The sequence below is a fragment of the Streptomyces sp. NPDC054887 genome (genome assembly GCF_053610585.1).
Window position 1 is genome coordinate 49,576 of the sequence record NZ_JBSGYQ010000023.1, and the last position, 25,253, is coordinate 74,828.

Consider the following 25,253-nt stretch of genomic DNA (forward strand, 5'->3'; position numbering starts at 1 on the left):
GGGCCCGGGTCCGCACCGGCGTGCCGCGGGCACTATGGAGGAAGCGGCGGTGAGGCGGACACGGGCGTTCACCCGCGCGGCGCCGGGTGTCGGCCCCAGGGGCCGCAACGTGTTGGTAACCGTGTGGTGGGATGCTCAGGTGCCCCGACGTGCGCCCGAGGCGTGGGGGGCAGGCGGCTCGACCGGCAAGGATGGGTAGGAAGACCAGATGGATAAGCAGCAGGAGTTCGTGCTCCGTACGCTCGAGGAGCGCGACATCCGGTTCGTGCGCCTGTGGTTCACCGACGTGCTCGGCTTCCTGAAGTCGGTCGCGGTGGCCCCGGCCGAGCTGGAGCAGGCGTTCGACGAGGGCATCGGCTTCGACGGCTCCGCGATCGAGGGCTTCGCCCGCGTGTACGAGTCGGACATGATCGCCAAGCCGGACCCGGGCACCTTCCAGATCCTGCCGTGGCGCGCCGAGGCCCCCGGCACGGCCCGGATGTTCTGCGACATCCTGATGCCGGACGGCTCGCCGTCCTTCGCGGACCCCCGTTACGTGCTGAAGCGCATCCTCGCCAAGACCTCGGACCTCGGTTTCACCTTCTACACCCACCCCGAGATCGAGTTCTTCCTGCTGAAGAACAAGCCGCTCGACGGCACCCGGCCCACCCCGGCCGACAACTCGGGCTACTTCGACCACACCCCGCAGAACGTCGGCATGGACTTCCGCCGCCAGGCGATCACCATGCTCGAGTCCATGGGCATCTCGGTCGAGTTCAGCCACCACGAGGGCGCCCCCGGCCAGCAGGAGATCGACCTCCGTTACGCCGACGCCCTGTCGACGGCCGACAACATCATGACGTTCCGCCTCGTCATGAAGCAGGTGGCGCTGGAGCAGGGCGTCCAGGCGACCTTCATGCCGAAACCGTTCTCCGAGTTCCCCGGCTCGGGCATGCACACGCACCTCTCCCTCTTCGAGGGCGACCGCAACGCCTTCTACGAGTCGGGCTCCGAGTACCAGCTCTCCAAGGTCGGCCGGTCCTTCATCGCGGGCCTCCTCAAGCACGCCGCGGAGATCTCCGCCGTCACCAACCAGTGGGTGAACTCCTACAAGCGCATCTGGGGCGGCTCCACCCGCACGGCCGGCTCCGGCGGCGAGGCCCCCTCGTACATCTGCTGGGGCCACAACAACCGCTCGGCACTGATCCGCGTCCCGATGTACAAGCCCGGCAAGACCGGCTCGGCGCGGGTCGAGGTCCGCTCGATCGACTCCGGCGCGAACCCGTACCTGACGTACGCCGTCCTGCTCGCCGCCGGCCTCAAGGGCATCGAGGAGGGCTACGAGCTCCCGCCGGGCGCCGACGACGACGTCTGGGCCCTGTCCGACGCCGAGCGCCGCGCGATGGGCATCGAGCCCCTCCCGCAGAACCTCGGCGAGGCCATCGCCCTGATGGAGCGCAGCGAACTGGTCGCCGAGACGCTGGGCGAGCACGTCTTCGACTTCTTCCTGCGCAACAAGAAGCAGGAGTGGGAGGAGTACCGCTCCGAGGTCACCGCCTTCGAGCTCCGCAAGAACCTGCCGGTGCTGTAACCGCAGGTCAGCGCACGCTTTGCGCTTGAGCGACCCTCCGGGCCGGCACCGTCACGGTGCCGGCCCGGAGGCGTCTCGGCAGCGCCGCGGCCGCGGCGGGTGGTCAGCCGAAGAGCCAGCGGGTCTGGCTGTAGACGCCCTTGCCGAAGCCGAACGCGGCCACCGGCGCGACGCGGAAGACCACCGCCCGGTCGCCCTCGCCGTAGAACGCCCCGTCGCGTACGTCGAAGTGCCAGTCCGGGCCGTACTTCTCCTCGTACGCCGCTGCCAGGCGCCGCAGGCGCCGCTCGTCGCTCTCCCGCACCGCCTTGCCCTCCACCACCAGGTCGAAGCCCTCGCGCAGGGTGTTCGCGCCGGTGGTGAGGACGACGTGCGGGTTGCGGGCCAGGTTCTTCGCCTTGCGTTCCGCCGGGCCCGTGCAGAAGTACAGGGCCTCGTCCTGCCAGACGGCCAGCAGCGGGGTGACGTGCGGGCGGCCGTCCGGGCGTACGGTCGTCAGCCAGAACAGCTCGGCCCGCGCCAGGCGCGGGACCGCCTCGGACCACGGGGTGGCGCTGGCGTCCTGCTCGCTGTAGCGGCTGTCCAGGTCCGTGCGCGGCTCCGGAGTGTCCTGGTCCTCGTGGCCTTCCATGGTGTCCGCCTCTCGCTCCCGGTCCGTCTTTCGTCCAGTACATCCCACGAAGGCAGACCGGGAGCGGGAGCGAAACTCAGCGGACGGGCGGCGCGGGCCTCGTCGTGACCGGCGCCGGGCCCACCGGCTGCCACGCCGGGTCCCCGCCGCCGCTCCAGTGCAGGCGGCCGTCGAGCGCCACCGCAGCGACGGACGGGTGGCCCGCCGTGTCCGTGGTGACCGCCGGCGCCCCGCCGAAGAGGAAGCCGCCCCGGCTCCAGTGGAGTGCGACGGCGCCGCCGGCCGGCAGCTCGGCCGTCCCCAGGCGCCCCGAGCCGTCCCGGGCGGCCAGCAGTGCGCCCGCGGCGGCCACCGCGCCGTGGCCGGCCCGGCCGCCCAGGTCGTCGACCGTGCCGGCCGGGGCCGCGGCGGGCACCGCACCCGTCGCGGAACCGGCGGCGAAGCGGACCGTGAGGACGTCGCCGGAGCCCGGCTTGCGGAAGTACAGGCGTACGCCGTCGCCGTCCGTCCGGACGGTGGGCGGCAGCGGCGTCGCGGGCAGGGCGGTGGGCACCGGGCCGCGCAGGGGGCCGCCGGGCGCGTCCTGGGACCAGACGACGGTCGAGGTGAGCGTCTGGGCGAAGACGTAACCGCGGCCCTCGCCGTCGACGGCGGTCGTCGGGTCGCCGAACACCTGCTGCCCGCCCAGCGTCCGCCAGGGGCCCCAGCCGCCGTCGGGCAGCTGCGTACGGGAGCTGAGGGCGTGGCCGCCGTCCCGCAGGTACACGGTGGCGCGGCCCGCGCGGTCCACCGTCACCGCCGGGGCGCTGATGTCCAGCGAGCCGGGCGCGTGCGGGGAGTGCGGCATGCCGAGGGACTGCCAGGGGCCGAAGGCGCCGCCCGCCGCGCTCTGCACGGCGGTGACGACGTCCCGGCGGTAGCCGCCCGGGCCGTCGAACGAGGTGCGGGTGCCGAACAGGGCTATGCGGCCGTCGGGCAGCCGCTCCGACGTGATGCCGCTGTCCAGGCCGGTTCCGCCGAGCAGCGCCGGACCGGTCCAGGCCGGCCGGGAACCGGCCTTCGCGCCCGGCGCGCGGTGCCAGACCGCGAGGCGGGTGTCCAGTACGGAGAACGCCCACAGTTCGCCCTCCCGTGCCCCGCTCTGGAGCCAGGAGGTGCTGGTGTTGCGCGAGTGGCGTATGCCGTAGACCCAGCCGGGCCCCGTGGGCCGCCCCGCCACCTTGCGGTCGCCGCAGCCGGCCTCCGCGTCGCAGTAGTTGTCGGGGTAGTCGGTCCAGGCGTACGTCTTCAGCGTCTCCAGCTTCTCGCGCACGGCGTCCGGGCCGAGGACGTGCGGCAGGCTGCCGTTGAGGTAGCCCAGGTAGTTCTGCACCGTGAAGTGGGGGCGGTCGCCGCGCCGGCCGTACTCGGTGAGCGCCAGCTGGGCGAACCGGGCGCCGTACATGTGGTCCTGGTGGTCGGGGAGCATGTGCGCCGTGGCCTCGCGGCCGTTCGTCGGGTCGAGCATCCGCACGTGCGTCGGCCGGAAGCGCTCCAGCAGGCCGGTGATCGTCCGGACGACGTCGTCCCTGGTGTACGAGAAGTCCTCCGGCACCGGCGTGCCCGACGACAGCTCCGACTCCAGCCGCTCCACCCGGCCGTCCCACAGCCCGTGCAGGCTGTGCGGGCGGTCCGCCGCGCTGGCGCCCGCCTCGTGGAGCTGCACCCAGACCAGGCTCACCTCGGGGCGCGCCTTCAGGGTGTCCAGCTCCGCCCAGCCGCCGCCGTCCGTACGGATCGCGGAGCGCTGCCAGGGGCTGGTGCGGTCCCCGGTGGCCATCCGGGCGTACGCGGCGCGTATGCCGTTCTGGCGGGCCTCGGCGTACCGCACCTTGTCGGGGGCCGGGAGCGGGACGCCCTCGTTCGCGCCGCCGCGGAAGGAGTTGACGCCGTCCGCCTCGCCCGCCGTCAGGTAGACCGAGGTCAGGCTGTGACCGGTGCGCACCGACTGGCTGAGGTCGGGGTTCATGAAGAACAGGTCGTCGTCCGGGTGGGAGACGATCTGCATCACGGACTCACCGGCGGCCCGCACCGGCCCGGCCTTCCCGGCCCCGCCGTCCGCCTGCCCCCGGTCGCCCGCCACCGTCCGGGCCGCCTGGGGGGCGGGCGCCGCGAGGGGAACGGCGGGACGGGCGAGCTGGATGCCCGTCACCGTCAGCAGCAGCGTCGAGAGGACGACGCTGGGCAGAGCGCGGCGCGGCAGGCGGAAGGTACTGAGGGCCCTGGGCGGCATAGGAAACGTGCTTTCGGTGTGCGATGGGGCTGGTACGGGAAGGGGTGCGCCCAGGACGGCGCTGATCATCGCGCTGACTGTGGAGCAGAAGTGAAGAGGGTTTCACGTGGGGTCCGGTTCACCCCCGCCCGGAACCCGTGATGTTGCGGATCTCACTGGCCTTTCGCGTCACAGGACCGGCCGGCGGACGGGCCCCGCGCGCCGGGCCGCGGGCCGTCCCGCGGCTCCTGCGGATAGGCTCGTGAGCCGGACCTTGACCGGACGGTTGTACGGACCGTGGGACGGCCGGAGCGGGAGGCAGAATGTCGGCGCCGGGGCGCAGGAGCAGTACTTTCACGCGGCTGCTGCGGCACGGTTTCACGGATCCGTCCGCCGCCGAGCGGCTCCTCGGCGCCCCCGAGCTGGCCGCCGTGCGCAACGACGCAGTGCTGCTCGACGCGCTCGGCGCGACCGCCGATCCCGACCTGGCGCTCCTCGGGCTCGTACGGCTCGCGGAGGCGCAGGACCCGGCCGGGCGGCGGGTGCTGCTCGACACCCTCGTCACCGCCAAGCCCATGCGCGACCGGCTGCTCGGTGTGCTCGGCGCCTCGGAGGCGCTCGGCGACCACCTGGCCCGGCACCCGCGCGACTGGCAGGCCCTGGTCACGTACGAGGCGGCCGACCTCCACCCGGGCGTCGCGGACTTCGAGCGCGGTCTCGCCGACGCCACCGACCCGGTGGCGCTGCGGGTCGCGTACCGGCGCTGCCTGCTGTCGATCGCCGCGCGGGACGTCTGCGGCACGACCGACGTCGCCCAGGCCGCCGCCGAGCTGGCCGACCTGGCGACGGCGACCCTGCGGGCGGCGCTCGCCATGGCCTGCGCCGCCGCGCCGGAGGACGCCGCCGTGTGCCGGCTCGCGGTCGTCGCGATGGGCAAGTGCGGCGGTCACGAGCTGAACTACGTCTCCGACGTGGACGTGATCTTCGTGGCGGAGGCGGCGGAGGGGGCAAGGGGCGACGAGGACAAGGCGCTGCGCGCGGCGACCCGCCTCGCCTCGCACCTCATGCGCATCTGCTCCGAGACGAACATCGAGGGCACGATCTGGCCCGTCGACGCGAACCTGCGGCCCGAGGGCCGCAACGGGCCGCTGGTACGGACCCTCTCCAGCCACCTCGCGTACTACCAGCGGTGGGCGAAGACCTGGGAGTTCCAGGCGCTGCTCAAGGCGCGGCCGGTCGCCGGGGACACCGCGCTGGGCGAGGCGTACGTCGAAGCGGTGTCGCCACTGGTGTGGCAGGCCGCCGAGCGCGAGAACTTCGTCGCCGACGTGCAGAAGATGCGCCGCCGCGTCGTCGACAACATCCCGGCGGCGCAGATCGACCGCGAGCTGAAGCTCGGGCCGGGCGGACTGCGGGACGTCGAGTTCGCCGTACAGCTGCTCCAGCTCGTGCACGGGCGCAGCGACGCGACGCTGCACGGGGGCTCGACGCTGGGGGCGCTCCAGGCGCTCTCGGCGGGCGGGTACGTGGGGCGGGCGGACGCCGTGCAGCTCGACGAGGCGTACCGCTTCCTGCGGGCCATGGAGCACCGCATCCAGCTCTACCGGCTGCGCCGCACGCACCTCGTACCGCAGGACGAGGCCGACCTGCGGCGGCTCGGGCGCTCGCTCGGGATGCGCACGGACCCCGTCGCCGAGCTCAACCGGGCCTGGCGGCGGCACGCGTCGGTGGTGCGCCGGCTGCACGAGAAGATCTTCTACCGCCCGCTGCTCGACGCGGTCGCGCAGCTGGCCCCCGGCGAGATCCGGCTCAGCCCCAAGGCGGCGGGACAGCGTCTGGAGGCGCTCGGGTACGCCGACCCGGCGGCCGCCCTGCGGCACCTGGAGGCCCTGTCGTCCGGGGTGACGCGCAAGGCGGCCATCCAGCGGACGCTGCTGCCGGTGCTCCTCGGCTGGTTCGCGGACTCCGCCGACCCGGACGCCGGTCTGCTGGGCTTCCGGAAGGTGTCCGACGCGCTGGGCAAGACGCCGTGGTACCTGCGGCTGCTGCGGGACGAGGGCGCGGCGGCCGAGAACCTGGCGCGGGTCCTCTCGGCCGGCCGGCTCGCCCCCGACCTGCTGCTGCGGGCCCCGGAGGCGGTGGCCCTGCTCGGCGACCCCGAAGGGCTCAGGCCGCGCGGGCGGGCGCACCTGGAGCAGGAGGTGCTGGCGGCGGTCGGGCGCGCGGACGGGGCGGAGGCGGCGGTCGCGGCGGCGCGCGGGGTGCGGCGGCGGGAGCTGTTCCGTACCGCCGCCGGCGACCTCGTCGGCTCGTACGGAACCGAGGAGAGCCCGGCCGAACAGGACCCGGGCGCGCTGGTCGACCGCGTCGGCAACGCCCTGACCGACCTGAACGCCGCCACGCTGGCCGGGGCGCTGCGGGCCGCCGTGCGGGCGGGGTGGGGCGACCGGCTGCCGACCCGGTTCGCGATCATCGGCATGGGGCGCTTCGGCGGCCACGAGCTGGGTTACGGGTCCGACGCGGACGTGCTCTTCGTGCACGAGCCGTGGGAGGACGCGGACGAGCAGGAGGCGGCCCGGGCGGCGAACACGGTGGTCGCCGAGATGCGGCGGCTGCTCCTGCTGCCCACGTCCGACCCGCCGCTGCTGATCGACGCGGATCTGCGGCCGGAGGGCAAGAGCGGGCCGATGGTGCGGACGCTGGCGTCCTACGCGGCGTACTACCGGCGGTGGTCGCTGACCTGGGAGAGCCAGGCGCTGCTGCGCGCGGAGCCGATGGCGGGCGACGCGGACCTCGGGCGGCGGTTCGTCGAGCTGGTCGATCCGCTGCGGTACCCGAAGGCGGGGCTCGGCGAGGACGCGGTGCGCGAGATCCGGCGGCTCAAGGCGCGGATGGAGTCGGAGCGGCTGCCGCGCGGCGCGGACCCGACGCTGCACGCGAAGCTGGGCCGGGGCGGCCTGAGCGACGTCGAGTGGACGGTCCAGCTGCTGCAGATGCGGCACGGAGCGGAGGTGCCGGGCCTGCGGACCACCCGTACGCGTGAGGCCCTGGCGGCGGCGCGCGAGGCGGACCTCATCGCGGCGGACGACGCGGCGGTCCTCGACGAGGCGTGGGTCCTCGCGACCCGCGTCCGCAACGCCGTGATGCTGGTGCGGGGGCGGCCGGGCGACACGTTCCCCTCGGACGGGCGGGAACTGGGAGCGGTGGCCCGGTACCTGGGGTACGAGGCCGGGCACGTCGGGGACATGCTCGACGACTACCGGCGTACGACGCGGCGCGCGCGAGCGGTCGTCGAGGAACTGTTCTACGGGTCCTGACCCTCGTGCCGTCCGCGCCCGGCGGACCGGGGGACGGGCGCGGCACGGGACACCGGGCCGCGCCCCGCGGCGTTACGCAGAGGGCCGCATGGGCCAGGGGCGGCGGCCCGTCCGGGGCCGGGACGCGTCCTCGGCGACGAGCCTCGGGAGGCGGCTCGGCAGCGCTCCGTACCAGGCGCAGCTCAGGGCGTAGCCGAACGCGAGGCAGAGCAGGCCGCCGACGGCGTCGAGCCAGAAGTGGTTGGCGGTGGCGACGATGACCACCAGGGTCACCGTCGGGTAGAGCAGCCCGAGGACCTTGGCCCACGGCACGGTGGCCAGGGCGAAGATCGTCACGCCGCACCACAGGGACCAGCCGACGTGCATCGAGGGCATGGCGGCGTACTGGTTCGACATGTTCTTGAAGTTGCCCGAGGCCATCGAGCCCCAGGTCTGGTGCACCAGGACCGTGTCGATGAAGCTCTGCCCGTTCATCAGGCGCGGCGGCGCCAGAGGATACAGGTAGTAGCCGAGCAGGGCGATTCCCGTAGTCGCGAAGAGGACGAGGCGGGTGGCGGCGTAACGGCCGGGATGGCGGCGGAAGAGCCAGACCAGCACGCCGATGGTGACGACGAAGTGCAGGGTCGCGTAGTAGTAGTTCATCGACACGATCAGCCATGTCACCGAGTTGACCGCGCGGTTGACCGTCTCCTCGACGGCGATGCCCAGACCCTGCTCGGCCTTCCAGATCCAGTCCGCGTTGCGCAGGGCCGCGGCCTTCTGTTCCGGCACCGCGTTGCGGATCAGCGAGTACGTCCAGTAACTCACCGCGATCAGCAGGATCTCGAACCAGATGCGCGGGTGGCGCGGTGCGCGCAGCCGGCTCAGAGCAGCGGACCGGGGGGACGGCTTCCGCTGCTCTTCGTCCACCTCGGGTGAGAGGTCGGTGGCCGTCCGGCCTTCCAGAGTCTTCACGGTCGCGTCACCCATGGGGAGAGAGTCTGCCAGATGAGCACCACCCTTCCGATCATCCTCCGGTCGGGTGACGCGTGCACGTGCTGAGGGCTAGGGCCGGGGCCCCGAAGCCGTTGAACCTCGTACTACCAGCTCGGGCATGAAAACGAACTCGCTGTGCGGCGCCGGGGTCCCGCCGACCTCTTCGAGGAGCGTGCGGACCGCCGCCTGCCCCATCGCCGTCACCGGCTGGCGGATCGTCGTCAGGGGCGGGTCGGTGAACGCTATGAGGGGCGAGTCGTCGAAGCCGACCACCGAGATGTCGCGCGGTACGTCCAGTCCCAGGCGGCGGGCGGCGCGGATCGCCCCCAGCGCCATCATGTCGCTGGCGCACACGATGGCGGTGCAGCCCCGTTCGATCAGGGCCGAGGCGGCGGCCTGACCGCCCTCCAGCGTGTAGAGGGAGTGCTGGATCAGCTCCTCCGCCTCCTCCGGGCTCAGACCCAGCCGCTCGCGCACGGCCGAGCGGAACCCCTCGATCTTGCGGAGTACGGGCACGAACCGCTTCGGGCCGACGGCCAGGCCGATGCCGGTGTGGCCCAGCGACGCCAGGTGCGTCACGGCCAGCCGCATCGCGGCCCGGTCGTCCGGGGAGATGAAGGGGGCCTGGACCTTCGGCGAGAAGCCGTTGACCAGGACGAAGGGGACGCCCTGCGCCCGCAGCTGCTCGTAGCGCTGCATGTCGGCGGTGGTGTCGGCGTGCAGCCCCGAGACGAAGATGATGCCGGAGACCCCGCGGTCCACCAGCATCTCGGTGAGCTCGTCCTCGGTGGAGCCGCCGGGAGTCTGGGTGGCCAGGACCGGTGTGTACCCCTGGCGGGTCAGGCCCTGGCCGATGACCTGGGCCAGCGCGGGGAAGATCGGGTTCTCCAGCTCGGGGGTTATGAGGCCCACCAGACCGGCGCTGCGCCGGCGCAGGCGTACGGGCCGCTCGTATCCGAGGACGTCGAGCGCGGCGAGTACGGATTCGCGGGTGGCCGCGGCAACCCCCGGCTTGCCGTTGAGCACGCGGCTGACCGTCGCTTCACTGACCCCCGCCTGGGCTGCGATGTCGGCAAGCCGTGCGGTCATGGGAGTGGACTGTACCGGTCGCATGTCAGATTGCCCACCAAGCGCACGAATCGGCCGGGAGGGTGACCGTGCCGCCGTCCTCGGCGGGGGCCTCGGAGGCGAGCAGCAGACGGCCGGGCAGGGGGACTTCGGCCGGGCGGTCCGTGGTGTTGAGGGTGCAGACGAAGCCGGGCCGCCCGAACACGAGCAGCCCGTCCGGACCGCCTCCCGGGGGCTGCTCCCAGGTCATCGGACCGTCGCCGAGGCCCGCCAGGTCGCGGCGCAGGGCCAGCGCCGAGCGGTAGAGCTCCAGGGTCGACCCGGGGTCCCCGGTCTGGGCCTCGGCGGTCAGGCACTTCCAGGAGTCGGGCTGCGGCAGCCAGGAGGGGGCCGCGTCCGGCGGGGAGAAGCCGTACGGCGGCGAGCCGCCCGACCAGGGCATCGGCACCCGCGCCCCGTCGCGCAGCCCGTCCTGGCCGTCGGTGCGGAAGAACGACGGGTCCTGGCGGACCTCGTCCGGCAGGTCGGTGACCTCGGGCAGCCCCAGCTCCTCGCCCTGGTAGAGGTACGCCGACCCGGGCAGAGCCAGCATCAGCAGCGCCGCCGCGCGGGCCCGGCGCAGACCCAGGGCCTCGTCCCCGCCGCCGTACCGGGTGACGTGGCGGACCACGTCGTGGTTGGACAGCACCCAGGTGGTGGCCGCGCCGACCAGGGCGGTCGCGGCCAGCGACGTCTCGATCACGGCCCGCATCGCCCGCGCGTCCCACGGGCAGTTCAGGAACTGGAAGTTGAACGCCTGGTGCAGCTCGTCGGGGCGTACGTACAGGGCGAGCCGCTCGGGGGAGGGGGCCCACGCCTCGGCGACGCCGATGCGTTCCCCCTCGTACGAGTCGAGCAGCCGGCGCCAGGAGCGGTGGATGTCGTGGACGCCGTCCTGGTCGAAGAACGGCAGGACCTGCGAGCCGATCATCTTGGCCTGCTCCCGGGCGCCGATGTCGGGCAGGCCCTCCGCCTTGACCATGCCGTGGGCGACGTCGATCCGGAAGCCGTCCACGCCCAGGCCCAGCCAGAAGCGCAGGATCGAGTCGAACTCCTCGTGGACCTCGGGGTTGTGCCAGTTCAGGTCGGGCTGCTGGGGCGCGAACAGGTGCAGGTACCAGTCGCCGTCGGGCGTGCGGGTCCACGCGGGGCCGCCGAAGACGGACTCCCAGTCGTTCGGCGGGAGTTCCCCGCCGCCGCGGCCGGGACGGAAGACGTAACGGTCGCGGGCCGGACCGCCCTGGTCGTCGGCGAGGGCGGCGCGGAACCACGCGTGCTGGTCGGAGGTGTGGTTCGGCACGATGTCGACGATCACACGGAGGTTCAGCGCGTGCGCCGCGTTGATCAGTGCGGCCGCGTCGTCGAGGGTGCCGAAGAGCGGGTCGACGGTGCGGTAGTCGGCAACGTCGTAGCCGCCGTCCGCCTGCGGCGAGGCGTAGAAGGGGGTCAGCCAGACCGCGTCGGCGCCGAGGGCCGCCACGTGGGGGAGGCGCTCACGGATTCCGCGCAGGTCGCCGACGCCGTCGCCGTCGCTGTCGGCGAAGGAGCGCACGTAGACCTGGTAGATGACGGCGTCCCGCCACCAGCCGCGCTCCGGCGCCGTCCGGGTGGGGGCGAGCTCCTGCGTCATGAAAGGTCCCTCTCGTACGGGGCGGCCTGCCCGGGTGGTCACTACGAGATCAACGCGGGTGCACCTCGAAAGTAACAGGGCTGCAAGTCCTTGCGGGAGTCGTTGCAGGGTGCCCCGCAGCCCCGCTAACCCGGGCCCGGCCCGTCTGACAAGGGGTTCGACGGCAACCGTGAGGACACGCAGATGTAACGATCGGCTGCTCTTGCGGAAATTCCTCGCAAGCTCTTTCGGACTTCTTTCATCCTTGTTACGTTCCTCGACGACCCGGCGCCGCGACGGAGCGGTTCGGCAGTTGAAGGAGTTCAGATGCGACGTGGCATAACGGCCACCGCCCTGGTCGCGACCCTGGCGCTCGCGGCGACCGCATGCGGCGGAGACAGCGGCGAGAACGGTGACAAGAAGGCTTCGGGCAAGCTGTCCGGCACCGTCACCTGGTGGGACACCTCCACCGTCGGCAGTGAGGACAAGGTCTTCAAGAAGCTGGCGGAAGGCTTCGAGAAGAAGCACCCGGGCGTCGACGTCAAGTACGTCAACGTCCCCTTCGGTGAGGCGCAGAACAAGTTCAAGAACGCCGCTCAGTCCGGCTCCGGCGCCCCCGACGTGATCCGCTCGGAGGTCGCCTGGACCCCCGAGTTCGCGGACCTCGGCTACCTCGCCCCGCTGGACGGCACCGCCGCCCTCAAGGACGACAAGGACTTCCTCGCGCAGGCCGCTGCGAGCACCAAGTACAAGGGCAAGACGTACGCCGTGCCGCAGGTCATCGACTCGATGGGCCTCTTCTACAACGAGAAGATCTTCAAGGACGCCGGCGTCGAGGTGCCCGAGACGATCGACGAGCTGAAGACCGCCTCGAAGAAGATCAAGGACAAGACCGGCAAGACCGGCCTCTACCTGCGCGGCGACGACGCGTACTGGTTCCTGTCCTTCCTCTACGGCGAGGGCGGCGACCTGGTCGACGCGAAGAGCAAGACCGTCACGGTCGACAAGGAGCCCGGCGTCAAGGCGCTGAAGGTCGTCAAGGACCTGGTCGACTCCGGGGCCGCCAAGACGGACGCCACCGACGGCTGGGAGAACATGCAGTCGGCGTTCAAGGACGGCAAGGTCGCCATGATGATCAACGGCCCGTGGGCCGTCGCCGACACCTACGCCGGCAAGGAGTTCAAGGACAAGGCCAACCTGGGCATCACCACGGTCCCGGCCGGCAGCAAGGGCCAGGGCGCCCCGCAGGGCGGCCACAACCTCGCCGTCTACGCGGGCTCCAAGAACCTGGACGCCTCGTACGCCTTCAGCGAGTACATGACCTCCGCCGAGAGCCAGGCGCTGGTCGCCAAGGAGCTGAGCCTGCTCCCGACGCGCACCTCGGTCTACTCCGAGCCCGACGTCTCCGGCAACCAGATCGTCGGCTTCTTCAAGCCGGTCGTCGACAAGGCCGTCGAGCGCCCCTGGATCCCGGAGACCGGCAGCCTCTTCGCGCCGCTGGTGACCGAGTACACCAAGGTCCTCACCGGCCAGACCGCCCCGGAGAAGGGCGCCAAGGCCACCGGCGACCAGTACCGCAAGCTCCTCAAGGGCTGGAAGTAACAGGAAGGCAGGCCGACTGATGGCTGTCCACACCAGCCAGTCGGTGGCGAAGGCCGCGGGCGACGACGTCGCCCGCGGCCCCAGCCGCGGTGCTGGTAGTACGCCGGGCCCGTTCCGGCGCGCGCTCTCGATTCACTGGTACGCCTGGACGATGGTCGCCCCCGTGGTGGTCGTGATCGGCGTGATCATCGGGTATCCGCTGGTCCGCGGCATCTACCTGTCGATGACCGACGCGAACGAGCGCAACGTCGAGCGCAGCATCGGCGTGAACCACGTGCCCGCGACGTACGAGTTCGTCGGGCTCGACAACTACGCCGACGCCCTCACCGGCGACCAGTTCCTCGGCACCCTCGGCTGGACGCTGGTGTGGACGGTCTCCTGCGTCAGCGTCACGTTCCTCCTGGGGCTCGGCCTCGCGAACATCCTCAACCGCAGGATCGCGGGCCGCTCGGTCTACCGGATGATGCTGATCCTGCCGTGGGCCATCCCCGGCTTCGTCTCCGTCTTCGCCTGGCGCTTCCTTTACAACGAGGACCGCGGCTTCCTGAACCGGCTCCTGGCCGGCGGCGGCATCGACGCCGTGCCCTGGCTCAACGACCCCACGATGGCGAAGATCTCGGTCATCGCCGTCAACGTCTGGCTCGGCGTCCCGTTCATGATGGTCGCCCTCCTCGGCGGCCTCCAGTCCATCGACAGCTCCCAGTACGAGGCCGCCGAGATGGACGGCGCCAACGCCTGGCAGCGCTTCCGGCACATCACACTGCCCGGACTGCGGCCCGTCAGCGCCACCGTGATCCTGCTGAGCACGATCTGGACCTTCAACATGTTCCCGGTGATCTTCCTGCTCACCCGCGGCGGACCCGGCGAAGCCACCCAGATCCTGGTCACCCAGGCGTTCAAGTTCTCCTTCGAGATCAGTCCCCGCGACTTCGCGCAGTCCTCCACCTGGGGCGTACTGATCCTGATCCTCCTGATGCTCTTCGCCGCGGTCTACCGGCGAGTGCTCCGCAAGCAGGGAGATGTCTGGTGACCACCTACACCGACGCCCAAGTCCCGCCCGGCAGCAAGGTCGCCATGGCCCCCGCCGCGGCGAACGCCCCGCTGCGCGGCCGGCGCTCGCCGCTGGCCTCGGTCGGCCTGCACGCCACGCTCGTCGTCGCGTCCGTGATCGCCGTGTTCCCCGTGCTGTGGGTCCTGCTGACCTCGCTCAAGCCGCCGGCGTACGCGACCAGCACGGACTTCTTCAAGGACACGACGCTCACGAACTACACGAACCTGCTGAACGACACCCCGTTCCTCACCTGGTTCGCCAACTCGCTGCTCGTCGCCGCCCTGACCACGGTCATCGGCGTCTTCGTCGCCGCCACCACCGGCTACGCCGTGAGCCGCTTCCGGTTCCCCGGCAAGCGCGGCCTGATGTGGACCCTGCTCATCACCCAGATGTTCCCGGTCGCGGTCCTGATCGTGCCGATCTACAACATCATGTCGAGCATGGGCCTGCTCAACCAGCCGGTCGGCCTGGTGATCACGTACCTCACGATCGCCGTGCCGTTCTGCGCCTGGATGATGAAGGGCTTCTTCGACACCATCCCGCGCGAGATCGACGAGTCGGGCCAGGTGGACGGGCTCACCCCGTTCGGCACCTTCTGGCGGCTGATCCTGCCGCTCGCCAAGCCCGGCATCGCGGTGACCGCGTTCTACTCCTTCGTCACCGCGTGGGGCGAAGTGGCGTACGCCTCCGCCTTCATGGTGGGCGACGAGAACCTGACCCTCGCGGGCGGCCTCCAGAAGTTCGTCAACCAGTACGGCGCCCAGTGGGGGCCGATGGCCGCCGCCTCCGTGCTGATCGCCATCCCGGCCGCGCTGGTCTTCCTGTTCGCCCAGCGCCACCTGGTGACCGGCGTGTCCGCCGGAGCCGTCAAGGGCTGACCGCCCGCCTCGCACACGTCTGCGGCGCCGGACCCGCAACCAGGCACCGGCGCCGCTCCAACCCCATGACTTCCAGGGACGACATGACCCAGCACCTCGCTGCTCCCACCGCCCCCACCAGTGCCGCCGCCTTCGGCAACGAGCGCACCGGCTGGTGGCGCGACGCGGTGATCTACCAGGTCTATCCGCGCAGTTTCGCCGACGGCAACGGCGACGGCATGGGCGATCTCGAAGGAGTGCGCCGCCGTCTCCCGTACCTCAGGGACCTCGGTGTCGACGCTGTCTGGCTCAGCCCCTTCTACGCCTCGCCGCAGGCCGACGCCGGCTACGACGTCGCCGACTACCGGGCCATCGACCCCATGTTCGGCACCCTGCTCGACGCCGACGCACTGATCCGCGACGCCCACGAGCTGGGCCTGCGCATCATCGTCGACCTGGTGCCCAACCACTCCTCCGACCAGCACGAGTGGTTCAAGCGCGCGCTCAAGGAGGGCCCCGGCTCCGCCCTGCGCGAGCGCTACCACTTCCGGCCCGGCAAGGGCGAGAAGGGCGAACTCCCCCCCAACGACTGGGAGTCCATCTTCGGCGGCCCCGCCTGGACCCGTACGACGAACCCGGACGGCACGCCCGGCGACTGGTACCTGCACCTCTTCGCGCCCGAGCAGCCCGACTTCAACTGGGAGCACCCGGCCGTCGCCGACGAGTTCCGTTCCATCCTGCGCTTCTGGCTCGACATGGGCGTCGACGGCTTCCGCATCGACGTGGCGCACGGCCTGGTCAAGGCCGAGGGGCTGCCCGACCTCGGCAGCCACGACCAGCTGAAGCTGCTCGGCAACGACGTCATGCCGTTCTTCGACCAGGACGGGGTCCACGAGATCTACCGCTCCTGGCGCCGCATCCTCGACGAGTACCCGGGCGAGCGCATCGGCGTGGCCGAGGCGTGGACGCCGACCGTGGAGCGTACGGCCAACTACGTGCGCCCCGACGAGCTGCACCAGGCGTTCAACTTCCAGTACCTCGGCACCGCCTGGGACGCGGCCGCGCTGCGGGAGGTCATCGACGTCTCGCTGGCCGCGATGCGGCCCGTCGGCGCGCCCGCGACCTGGGTGCTGTCCAACCACGACGTGACGCGGCATGCGACCCGGTTCGCCAACCCGCCGGGCCTCGGCACCCAGATCCGCACCCCCGGCGACCGCGAGCTCGGCCTGCGGCGCGCCCGCGCGGCGACGCTGCTGATGCTGGCGCTGCCCGGCTCGGCGTACGTCTACCAGGGCGAGGAACTGGGCCTGCCCGACGTCACCGACCTGCCCGACGAGGCCCGCCAGGACCCCTCGTTCTTCCGCGCGGAGGGCCAGGACGGCTTCCGTGACGGGTGCCGGGTGCCGATCCCGTGGACGGCCGGGGGGCCGTCCCACGGCTTCGGCACGGGCGGCAGCTGGCTGCCGCAGCCGGCCGGCTGGGGCGAGCTGAGCGTCGAGACGCAGAGCGGCGACCCGGGCTCGACCCTGGAGCTGTACCGCTCCGCGCTCGCCGTCCGCCGGGACCACCCCGGCCTCGGCGCGGGCACGGACGTGGCCTGGCTGGACGCGCCGGAGGGCGTGGTGGCCTTCGCGCGCGAGGGCTTCGTCTGCACCGTCAACACGACCGGTACGGCGATCCGCATCCCCGCCCCCGGCCGCATCCTGCTGGCCAGTGGTGAAGTCGCCTACGACGACGGCGACTTCGACCTGCCCGCCGACACCACGGTGTGGTGGACGGTGTGACCGTCCCCGCGCCGCGGCTGGCGCACATCGCGGAGCACGCCTCCGTCAGTGAGGCCACCGTGAGCCGGGTGCTGAACGGCAAGCCGGGCGTCGCGGACACCACGCGTCAGCGGGTGCTCGCGGCGCTCGACGTCCTCGGGTACGAACGCCCGGTGCGGCTGCGGCGGCGCAGCGCGGGCCTGATCGGGCTGGTCACGCCGGAGCTGACCAACCCGATCTTCCCGGCGTTCGCCCAGGTCGTCGAGCAGGTCCTCGCGGGGCACGGCTACACGCCGGTGCTCTGCACCCAGCTGCCCGGCGGAGTGACCGAGGACGAACTGGTCGAGCAGCTGGTCGAGCGGGGCGTCGGCGGCATCGTCTTCCTGTCCGGCCTGCACGCCGACCTGTCGGCCGACCCCGCGCGCTACGCCGATCTGGCGGCGCGCGGGGTCCCGTTCGTCCTCATCAACGGCTACAACGAGGCGATCAGCGCGCCCTTCGTGTCCCCCGACGACCACGCGGCGATGCGGATGGCCGTCGGTCACCTGGCCGAGCTCGGCCACGAGCGGATCGGCCTCGCGGTCGGTCCGCAGCGGTACGTGCCCTCCCTGCGCAAGCGGGAGGGGTTCGTCGACGCGCTCGGCAGCGCCCTGCGCATGCCCCGGGGCGAGGCCGAACACCTCGTCCAGCACACCCTGTTCAGCGTCGAGGGCGGCCAGGTCGCGGCCGGCGCGCTGCTCGACAAGGGGTGCACGGGCATCGTCTGCGGCAGCGACATGATGGCGCTCGGCGTGGTGCGCGCGGCGCGCGAGCGCGGTCTGGAGGTCCCCGGCGACGTGTCGGTGGTGGGCTTCGACGACTCGCAGCTGATCGCCTTCACCAACCCGCCGCTGACCACGGTGCGCCAGCCGGTGCAGGCGATGGCGACGGCGGCGGTCGGCGCGCTCCTGGAGGAACTGGGCGGCAGCCCGGTCCAGCGCACGGAGTACGTGTTCCAGCCGGAGCTGGTGGTGCGCGAATCGACGGCGCAGGCCCGGGCGCGGGCACGCGCGTAACGGTTCGACCGGACGTGACCGCGCGGCCCCGGGCCCGGTGCGGTACCGGCCCGGCCGGTCGGGCGCGTGGGGCCCGGACCCGCCGGGACCCCCGGCCGGCCGGGCCGGAGTAGGGGAGAACGTAGCAGAGGCGCAACTGCTTGCGAAAGGGCTTGCAGGGCCGACAACTGCCAGGTTTCCTGCGCGTTAGCGGGATGTGTCAGAAGGGTTGACCGCGCTGGTCGGGGCTCGTACGGTCTGCTCCGGCAGCTTGGTTTCATTCTTGCTGCAAGAACATTCAAGCCTTGAGGGCAAGGCGCGTTGCCGCGCGAGGCTGCACCGTCGCACCCGCACCTCCCCCCATGCAGGAGGCACCAATGGCTCGCAGACCCTTCTCTGCCGCGCTGGCCCTCGCCCTCACCGCAGGTACGGCCGTTCTGGCGGCCCCCGCCGGGACGGCGCAGGCCGCGCCGCCCGGAGCCAAGGACGTCACCGCCGTCCTCTTCGAGTGGAAGTTCGACTCGGTCGCCAAGGAGTGCACGCGGACCCTCGGACCCGCCGGCTACGGCTTCGTCCAGGTATCCCCGCCGCAGGAGCACATCCAGGGCGCCCAGTGGTGGACCTCGTACCAGCCCGTCAGCTACAAGATCGCCGGACGGCTCGGCGACCGCACCGCGTTCGCGAACATGGTGAACGCCTGCCACGCGGCGGGCGTCAAGGTCGTCGCCGACAGCGTCATCAACCACATGGCGGCCGGCAACGGCACCGGCACCGGGGGCACGGCGTACGAGAAGTACAACTACCCCGGGGTGTACTCCGGTTCCGACCTGGACGACTGCCGCACCCAGATAACGAACTACGGCGACCGGGGGAACGTACAGAACTGCGAGCTCGTCGGCCTCGCCGACCTGGACACCGGCGAGGACTACGTCCGCGGCCGGATCGCCGCCTATCTGAACGACCTGCTCTCGCTCGGCGTCGACGGCTTCCGGATCGACGCCGCCAAGCACATGCCGGCCGCGGACCTCGCGAACATCAAGTCCCGGCTGAACAACCCCGGCGTGTACTGGAAGCACGAGGCCATCCACGGAGCCGGTGAGGCCGTCTCGCCGAGCGAGTACCTGGGCGCGGGCGACGTGCAGGAGTTCCGCTACGGCCGGGGCCTCAAGCAGGTGTTCAACAACGAGAACCTCGCGAACCTCAAGAACTACGGCGAGGGCTGGGGCTTCATGGAGAGCGGGAAGTCCGCCGTCTTCGTGGACAACCACGACACCGAGCGCGGCGGCGACACGCTCAACTACAAGGACGGCGCCAAGTACACCCTGGCGAGCGTCTTCATGCTGGCCTGGCCGTACGGATCGCCGGACGTCCACTCCGGCTACGAGTTCAGCAACCACGACGCCGGACCGCCCGCCGGCGGAACGGTGAACGCCTGTTACAGCGACGGGTGGAAGTGCCAGCACGACTGGACCGAGATCAAGAGCATGGTCGGCTTCCGGAACGTGGCGCGCGGTCAGGGCGTCACGGACTGGTGGGACAACGGGGGCGACCGGATCGCCTTCGGCCGGGGCGACAAGGCGTACGTCGCCATCAACCAGGAAGGCTCTTCGCTCACCCGCACCTTCCAGACCTCGCTGGCGGCCGGCACCTACTGCAACGTGCAGAACAACACCGCCGTGACCGTGGACGGCTCCGGCCGGTTCACCGCCACCCTGGGCGCCAACACCGCGGTCGCGCTGCACGTCGGCGCGAAGACCTGCGGCGCCGGCGGCACCGACCCGGACCCGGTCTCCGCCGGCGCCTCCTTCAACGTCAACGCCACCACGTCGCCCGGCCAGAACATCTACGTCACCGGCAACCAGGCGGCGCTCGGCAACTGGAGCACCGCGGCGGCGACCAAGCTCGACCCGGCGAGCTACCCCGTGTGGAAGCTCGACGTCGCACTGCCCGCCGGCACGTCCTTCGAGTACAAGTACATCCGCAAGGACGCCTCCGGCAACGTCACCTGGGAGAGCGGCGCCAACCGAACGGCGACCGTCCCCGCGAGCGGCAGGGTCACGCTGAACGACACCTGGCGCAGCTGACCCGCCCGCCCGTCCCTCGTTCCCCGCACATCCGAGGAGTACCGCTGTGATACGCCCGCCCCTGCGAAGAGCGGCCGTCGGCGCCGTGAGCGTGGCGCTGTGCGCCGCGCTCGCGCCCGCCGTCCCGGCCGCGGCCGCGAAGCCGCCGGCGCCGCCGTCGGACAAGGCCCTCGCCGCCGAGTCCCCGCGGCACGACCTGACCCGCGAGCAGTTCTACTTCGTACTGCCCGACCGGTTCGCCAACGGTGACACGGCCAACGACAGGGGCGGGCTCACCGGGACGCGCCTGGAGACGGGCTTCGACCCGTCCGACAAGGGGTTCTACCAGGGCGGTGACCTCAAGGGCCTCATCAAGCGGCTCGACTACATCAAGGACCTCGGCACCACGTCCATCTGGATGGCGCCGATCTTCAAGAACAAGCCCGTGCAAGGGACCGGCAAGGACGCGTCCGCCGGCTACCACGGCTATTGGATCACCGACTTCACCCAGGTCGACCCGCACTTCGGCACCAACGCCGACCTGGAGAAGCTGATCGACAAGGCCCACGACAAGGGCATGAAGGTCTTCTTCGACGTCATCACCAACCACACCGCCGACACCGTCGACTACGCCGAGAAGAAGTACGGCTACCGCCCCAAGGGCGCCTACCCGTACCTCGACCGCACCGGGCGCCCCTTCGACGACCGCGAGGGCGTCGCGGACGTCGACGAGGACGCGCACCCCTACACGCCGAAGACGCGCGCGGACGAGAAGAAGGTCCCCGCCTGGCTCAACGACCCGGCGATGTACCACAACCGGGGCGATTCGACCTTCGCGGGCGAGAGCGCCGAGTACGGGGACTTCAGCGGGCTCGACGACCTGTGGACCGAGCGTCCCGAGGTCGTCGACGGCATGGCGAAGATCTACCAGAAGTGGGTCCGCGACTTCGACATCGACGGCTTCCGCATCGACACCGTCAAGCACGTCGACCTGGACTTCTGGACCCAGTGGGCGACCGCCCTCGACGCGTACGCGAAGAAGCGGGGCCGGGACGACTTCTTCATGTTCGGCGAGGTGTACTCCGCCGACACCGCGATCACCTCCCCGTACGTGACCCGCGGCCGCCTCGACTCGACGCTCGACTTCCCGCTCCAGGACGCGATGCGGGCGTACGCCTCCCAGGGCGCGCCGGCCGGGCGGCTCGCCAAGGTCTTCGCCGACGACTACCGCTACACCACCGACAAGGCCAACGCCTACGAGCAGGTCACCTTCACCGGCAACCACGACATGGGCCGCTTCGGCACGTTCCTCAAGCAGGACAACCCCGGTGCCGGCGACGCCGAACTGGTCGATCGCGCCCGCCTCGCCAACGAGCTGATGTTCCTCTCGCGCGGCAACCCCGTCGTCTACTACGGCGACGAGCAGGGCTTCACCGGCGCCGGCGGCGACAAGGACGCCCGCCAGACCCTGTTCGCGTCGAAGACCGCCGACTACCTCGACGACGACCAGCTCGGCACGGACCGCACGCACGCCACCGACGCGTACGACACCGGGCACCCGGTCTACCGGTCGATCGCCGCGCTCTCCAAGCTGACGAAGGCCCACCCCGCGCTGCGCGACGGCGTCCAGCAGGAGCTGCTCTCCGAGGGCTCCGTCTACGCCTTCTCCCGTACGGACGCCCGGCGCGCCACCGAGTACGTCGTCGCGGCCAACAACGGGGCCGAGGCCAAGACCGCCGAGCTGACGGTGGCCACGGCGGGCGCCGACTTCCGGCCCCTGTACGGCGCCGACAAGGCGGTACGCAGTGACGCCGGCCGCAGGCTGACCGTCACCGTGCCCGCGCTGTCGTCCGTCGTGCTGCGCGCCGCCGAAGCGCTCCCCGCCCCGGCCGCCCGCCCGTCCGTCACCCTCAAGGCCCCGGAGGCCGGCGCCACCGGCACCGTCGAGATCACCGCGGACGTCGACGGCGGTCAGCTGAACCGGGTCGTCTTCGCCGCCCAGACCGGCAGCGGCAAGTGGCGCACCCTCGGCACCGCCGACCACGCCCCGTACAAGGTCACCCAGTACCTGGGCCGCGACGTGAAGGCCGGGACCGCCCTGCGCTACAAGGCCGTCGTGGTCGACCGCGCCGGACGCACCGCGAGCGCCCTCGCGTCGACGACCGCCGGCCGGGCCCCCGCCCCGGACAGGCCCACGGCCGTCGAGCGCGACTACGCCGTCGTCCACTACAAGCGCCCCGACGGCGACTACGACGGATGGCAGCTCAAGTCCGGCGACAAGTCGGCCGCCTTCACCGGGCGCGACGCGTACGGCGCCTTCGCCTGGATCAAGCTCCCCGCGAACGCCTCCTCCTTCGCGTACACCGTCGAGAAGGACGGCGCGGCGGACGGCCCGCAGCGCACCGTCGACCTCGGGAAGACCGGCCAGGTCTGGATCGAGCAGGGCGACGACGGCCAGGCCACCAAGGCCCCGGACGGCGCGTACCCGCCCCAGGACAAGAGCACGGCGGTGCTCCACTACCAGCGCGCCGACGGCGACTACGACGGCTGGGGCCTGCACACCTGGACCGGCGCCAAGGAGCCCACGGACTGGTCCAAGCCGCTGATGCCGGTCAAGAAGGACGCGTACGGCGTGACCTTCGAGGTCCCGCTCGCAGGCGGCGCCACGTCCCTCAGCTACATCCTGCACAAGGGCGACGAGAAGGACCTGCCGAGCGACCAGTCCCTCGACCTCGCCACCTTCGGGCACGAGGTGTGGATGCTGGCGGGACAGCCCAAGTACCTGCTGCCGCAGAGCGCCGGAGCGACCTCGCTCGACCTGGGCAAGGCCGAGGCGCAGTGGATCGACGCGCACACGGTCGTCTGGAAGGTCAAGGCCACCGAGGCCACCAGCCAGCAGCTCGTGTACGCCCGTGACGGCGGCATCTCCGTCCTCGACGGGGCGCTCTCCGACGAGGGCCGCTGGCTGCGGCTCACGCCCTCCGCGCTCACCGACGCGCAGAAGGCGAAGTACCCGCACCTCAAGGACCACCCGGCGTTCACCGTCGACCCGCGCGACCGCGACCGGATCCGCGCGTCCCTGCGCGGCCAGGTCGTCGCCACCCAGCGGGCCGCGAACGGCGCGCTGCTCGCCGCCACCGGCGTCCAGCTGCCGGGCGTGCTCGACGACACGTACAGCGACTCCGCCACCAAGGCGTCGCTGGGCCCCGTCTTCCGCAAGGGCCGCCCCACCCTGTCCCTGTGGGCCCCCACCGCCCAGCACGTCACCCTCGAACTCGACGGCAGGGCCGTCCCGATGCGGCGCGACGACCGCAGCGGCGTCTGGTCCGTCAGGGGCGACAGGTCCTGGACGGGCAAGCCGTACCGCTACGCCGTGAAGGTCTGGGCGCCCAGCGTCCAGAAGGTCGTCACCAACAAGGTGACCGACCCCTACTCGACCGCGCTCACCGCCGACTCGGCCCGCAGCCTCGTCGTCGACCTCACCGACCCGAAGCTGGCCCCCAAGGGCTGGTCGACGCTGAAGAAGCCGGCCGCGACCCCGCTGCGCGACGCGCAGATCCAGGAACTGCACGTCCGGGACTTCTCCGTCGCCGACCGCACCGCCAAGCACCCGGGGCAGTACCTGGCCTTCACCGACCGCGGCTCCAAGGGCATGAAGCACCTCGACGGGCTGGCCAGGGCCGGCACGTCGTACGTCCACCTCCTGCCCGTCTTCGACATCGGCACCGTCCCCGAGAAGAAGGCCGACCAGCAGACCCCCGCCTGCGACCTCGCCGTCTACGCGCCCGACTCCGAGGAGCAGCAGGCGTGCGTGGCGAAGGCGGCGGCGAAGGACGCGTACAACTGGGGCTACGACCCGCTGCACTACACCGTGCCCGAGGGCTCGTACGCCAGTGACCCCGACGGCACCCGCCGCACGGTCGAGTTCCGGCAGATGGTCAAGGGCCTGAACGACTCCGGGCTGCGCACCGTCATGGACGTCGTCTACAACCACACGGTCGCGTCGGGCCAGGCGGACAAGTCCGTGCTCGACAGGATCGTCCCGGGCTACTACCAGCGGCTGCTGGCCGACGGCAGCGTGGCCACGTCCACCTGCTGCGCGAACACCGCGCCCGAGAACGCCATGATGGGCAAGCTCGTCGTGGACTCCGTCGTCACCTGGGCCAGGGAGTACAAGGTCGACGGCTTCCGCTTCGACCTCATGGGCCACCACCCGAAGGCGAACATGCTGGCCGTCCGCAAGGCGCTGGACGAGCTCACCGTCGCCCGTGACGGCGTCGACGGCAAGAAGATCGTGCTGTACGGCGAGGGCTGGAACTTCGGCGAGATCGCCGACGACGCCCGCTTCGAGCAGGCCACCCAGAAGAACATGGCCGGCACGGGCATCGCCACCTTCTCCGACCGCGCCCGCGACGCGGTGCGCGGCGGCGGGCCGTTCGACGAGGACCCGGGCGTGCAGGGCTTCGCCTCCGGCCTCTACACCGACCCCAACACCTCGCCCGCGAACGGCAGCCGGGCCGAGCAGAAGGCCCGTCTGCTCCACTACCAGGACCTGATCAAGGTGGGGCTGACCGGCAACCTCGCCGCGTACACCTTCACCGACACGGCCGGCCGTACGGTCAAGGGCTCCGAGGTCGACTACAACGGCGCCCCGGCCGGATACGCGGCGGAGCCGGGCGACGCGCTCGCCTACGCCGACGCCCACGACAACGAGACCCTGTACGACGCGCTCGCCTTCAAGCTGCCGCACGCGACCCCGGCGGCCGACCGCGCGCGCATGCAGGTGCTGGCGATGGCGACGGCCGCGCTCTCGCAGGGCCCGGCGCTGTCCCAGGCGGGCACGGACCTGCTCCGTTCCAAGTCGCTCGACCGCAACTCCTACGACAGCGGTGACTGGTACAACGCGATCCACTGGGACTGCCGCGACGGCAACGGCTTCGGCCGGGGCCTGCCGCCCGCCGCCGACAACAAGAGCAAGTGGCCGTTCTCCAAGCCCCTGCTGACCGCCCCGTCGCTGACCCCGGACTGCGGGGACGTCGAAGGCGCCTCGGCGGCCTACGCGGACCTGCTCAAGATCCGCACGACGGAGAAGACCTTCGGCCTCACGTCGGCGGAGGAGGTGCAGAAGGCGGTCTCCTTCCCGCTCTCGGGCAAGGAGGAGACCCCCGGCGTGATCACCATGCGCGCGGGCGACCTGGTCGTGGTCTTCAACGCGACCCCGGACGAGCAGGAGCAGCGGCTGACCGCCCTGGCGGACACCCCGTACGCCCTGCACCCGGTCCAGGCGGCGGGCGCGGACGCTACGGCCAAGAAGTCGGCGTACGACCCGAAGACGGGCACCTTCACGGTCCCGGCCCGCACGGTCGCGGTGTTCACCGAGGGATAGGGGTCCCCGGGCCACCCGAGGGGCTGGACGGCTGCCG

Annotated in this window: 14 protein-coding genes; 9 read left to right on the top strand and 5 right to left on the bottom strand. The window is 71.7% G+C overall.

Annotated elements, in window-relative coordinates; genetic code table 11:
• Nucleotides 1-208 precede the first annotated feature (208 nt).
• A complete protein-coding gene (locus ACWGH0_RS15635; protein ID WP_447029703.1) occupies nucleotides 209-1,570 on the top strand; it encodes a glutamine synthetase family protein in 1,362 nt (453 codons plus the stop codon).
• A gap of 103 nt (nucleotides 1,571-1,673) precedes the next feature.
• Here the strand turns inward: ACWGH0_RS15635 and ACWGH0_RS15640 are convergent, their stop codons facing one another.
• Nucleotides 1,674-2,201 (bottom strand): pyridoxamine 5'-phosphate oxidase family protein, encoded by a 528-nt coding sequence (locus tag ACWGH0_RS15640; protein ID WP_453404671.1) that lies wholly within the window; start codon nucleotides 2,199-2,201, stop codon nucleotides 1,674-1,676.
• 76 nt (nucleotides 2,202-2,277) lie between these two features.
• Complete coding sequence (locus ACWGH0_RS15645) at nucleotides 2,278-4,473, bottom strand: PIG-L family deacetylase (protein ID WP_453404672.1); 2,196 nt, start codon at nucleotides 4,471-4,473, stop codon at nucleotides 2,278-2,280.
• Nucleotides 4,474-4,775: 302 nt separating this feature from the next.
• On the opposite strand from ACWGH0_RS15645, the gene ACWGH0_RS15650 reads away from it, so the two are divergent.
• Complete coding sequence (locus ACWGH0_RS15650) at nucleotides 4,776-7,769, top strand: bifunctional [glutamine synthetase] adenylyltransferase/[glutamine synthetase]-adenylyl-L-tyrosine phosphorylase (protein WP_453404673.1); 2,994 nt, start codon at nucleotides 4,776-4,778, stop codon at nucleotides 7,767-7,769.
• A gap of 72 nt (nucleotides 7,770-7,841) precedes the next feature.
• Here the strand turns inward: ACWGH0_RS15650 and ACWGH0_RS15655 are convergent, their stop codons facing one another.
• From ACWGH0_RS15655 to ACWGH0_RS15665, 3 genes are all read right to left on the bottom strand, one after another.
• The gene (locus ACWGH0_RS15655; RefSeq protein WP_453404674.1) at nucleotides 7,842-8,738 is read right to left on the bottom strand and encodes a phosphatase PAP2 family protein; all 897 of its coding nucleotides are present in this window, start codon (nucleotides 8,736-8,738) and stop codon (nucleotides 7,842-7,844) included.
• A 75-nt stretch (nucleotides 8,739-8,813) separates the two neighbouring features.
• Nucleotides 8,814-9,833 carry a LacI family DNA-binding transcriptional regulator gene (locus ACWGH0_RS15660; RefSeq protein ID WP_453404675.1) on the bottom strand — a complete coding sequence of 340 codons (1,020 nt, stop codon included), beginning with the start codon at nucleotides 9,831-9,833 and terminating at the stop codon, nucleotides 8,814-8,816.
• 25 nt (nucleotides 9,834-9,858) lie between these two features.
• Complete coding sequence (locus ACWGH0_RS15665; protein ID WP_453404676.1) at nucleotides 9,859-11,481, bottom strand: glycoside hydrolase family 13 protein; 1,623 nt, start codon at nucleotides 11,479-11,481, stop codon at nucleotides 9,859-9,861.
• Nucleotides 11,482-11,787: 306 nt separating this feature from the next.
• On the opposite strand from ACWGH0_RS15665, the gene ACWGH0_RS15670 reads away from it, so the two are divergent.
• The 7 genes from ACWGH0_RS15670 (at nucleotide 11,788) to pulA (ending at nucleotide 25,216) form a co-directional block, all read left to right on the top strand.
• Nucleotides 11,788-13,062, top strand: coding sequence for an extracellular solute-binding protein (locus ACWGH0_RS15670; protein WP_453404677.1), 1,275 nt, complete (start codon nucleotides 11,788-11,790; stop codon nucleotides 13,060-13,062).
• A 19-nt stretch (nucleotides 13,063-13,081) separates the two neighbouring features.
• Nucleotides 13,082-14,092, top strand: a complete 1,011-nt coding sequence (locus ACWGH0_RS15675; protein ID WP_453404678.1) for a carbohydrate ABC transporter permease — start codon at nucleotides 13,082-13,084, stop codon at nucleotides 14,090-14,092.
• 44 nt (nucleotides 14,093-14,136) lie between these two features.
• Entirely contained in the window at nucleotides 14,137-14,991 is an 855-nt protein-coding gene (locus tag ACWGH0_RS15680; RefSeq protein ID WP_453404708.1) for a sugar ABC transporter permease, read from the top strand.
• A gap of 83 nt (nucleotides 14,992-15,074) precedes the next feature.
• Nucleotides 15,075-16,754 (top strand): glycoside hydrolase family 13 protein, encoded by a 1,680-nt coding sequence (locus tag ACWGH0_RS15685; protein WP_453404709.1) that lies wholly within the window; start codon nucleotides 15,075-15,077, stop codon nucleotides 16,752-16,754.
• The gene (locus tag ACWGH0_RS15690) at nucleotides 16,739-17,788 is read left to right on the top strand and encodes a LacI family DNA-binding transcriptional regulator (protein WP_453404679.1); all 1,050 of its coding nucleotides are present in this window, start codon (nucleotides 16,739-16,741) and stop codon (nucleotides 17,786-17,788) included. Before ACWGH0_RS15685 ends, ACWGH0_RS15690 begins: the two co-directional genes overlap by 16 nt.
• 356 nt (nucleotides 17,789-18,144) lie before the next feature.
• A complete protein-coding gene (locus ACWGH0_RS15695; RefSeq protein ID WP_453404680.1) occupies nucleotides 18,145-19,851 on the top strand; it encodes a carbohydrate-binding module family 20 domain-containing protein in 1,707 nt (568 codons plus the stop codon).
• A gap of 46 nt (nucleotides 19,852-19,897) precedes the next feature.
• Nucleotides 19,898-25,216 (top strand): pullulanase-type alpha-1,6-glucosidase, encoded by a 5,319-nt coding sequence (gene pulA / locus ACWGH0_RS15700; RefSeq protein WP_453404681.1) that lies wholly within the window; start codon nucleotides 19,898-19,900, stop codon nucleotides 25,214-25,216.
• The last annotated feature ends 37 nt before the right edge of the window (nucleotides 25,217-25,253 follow it).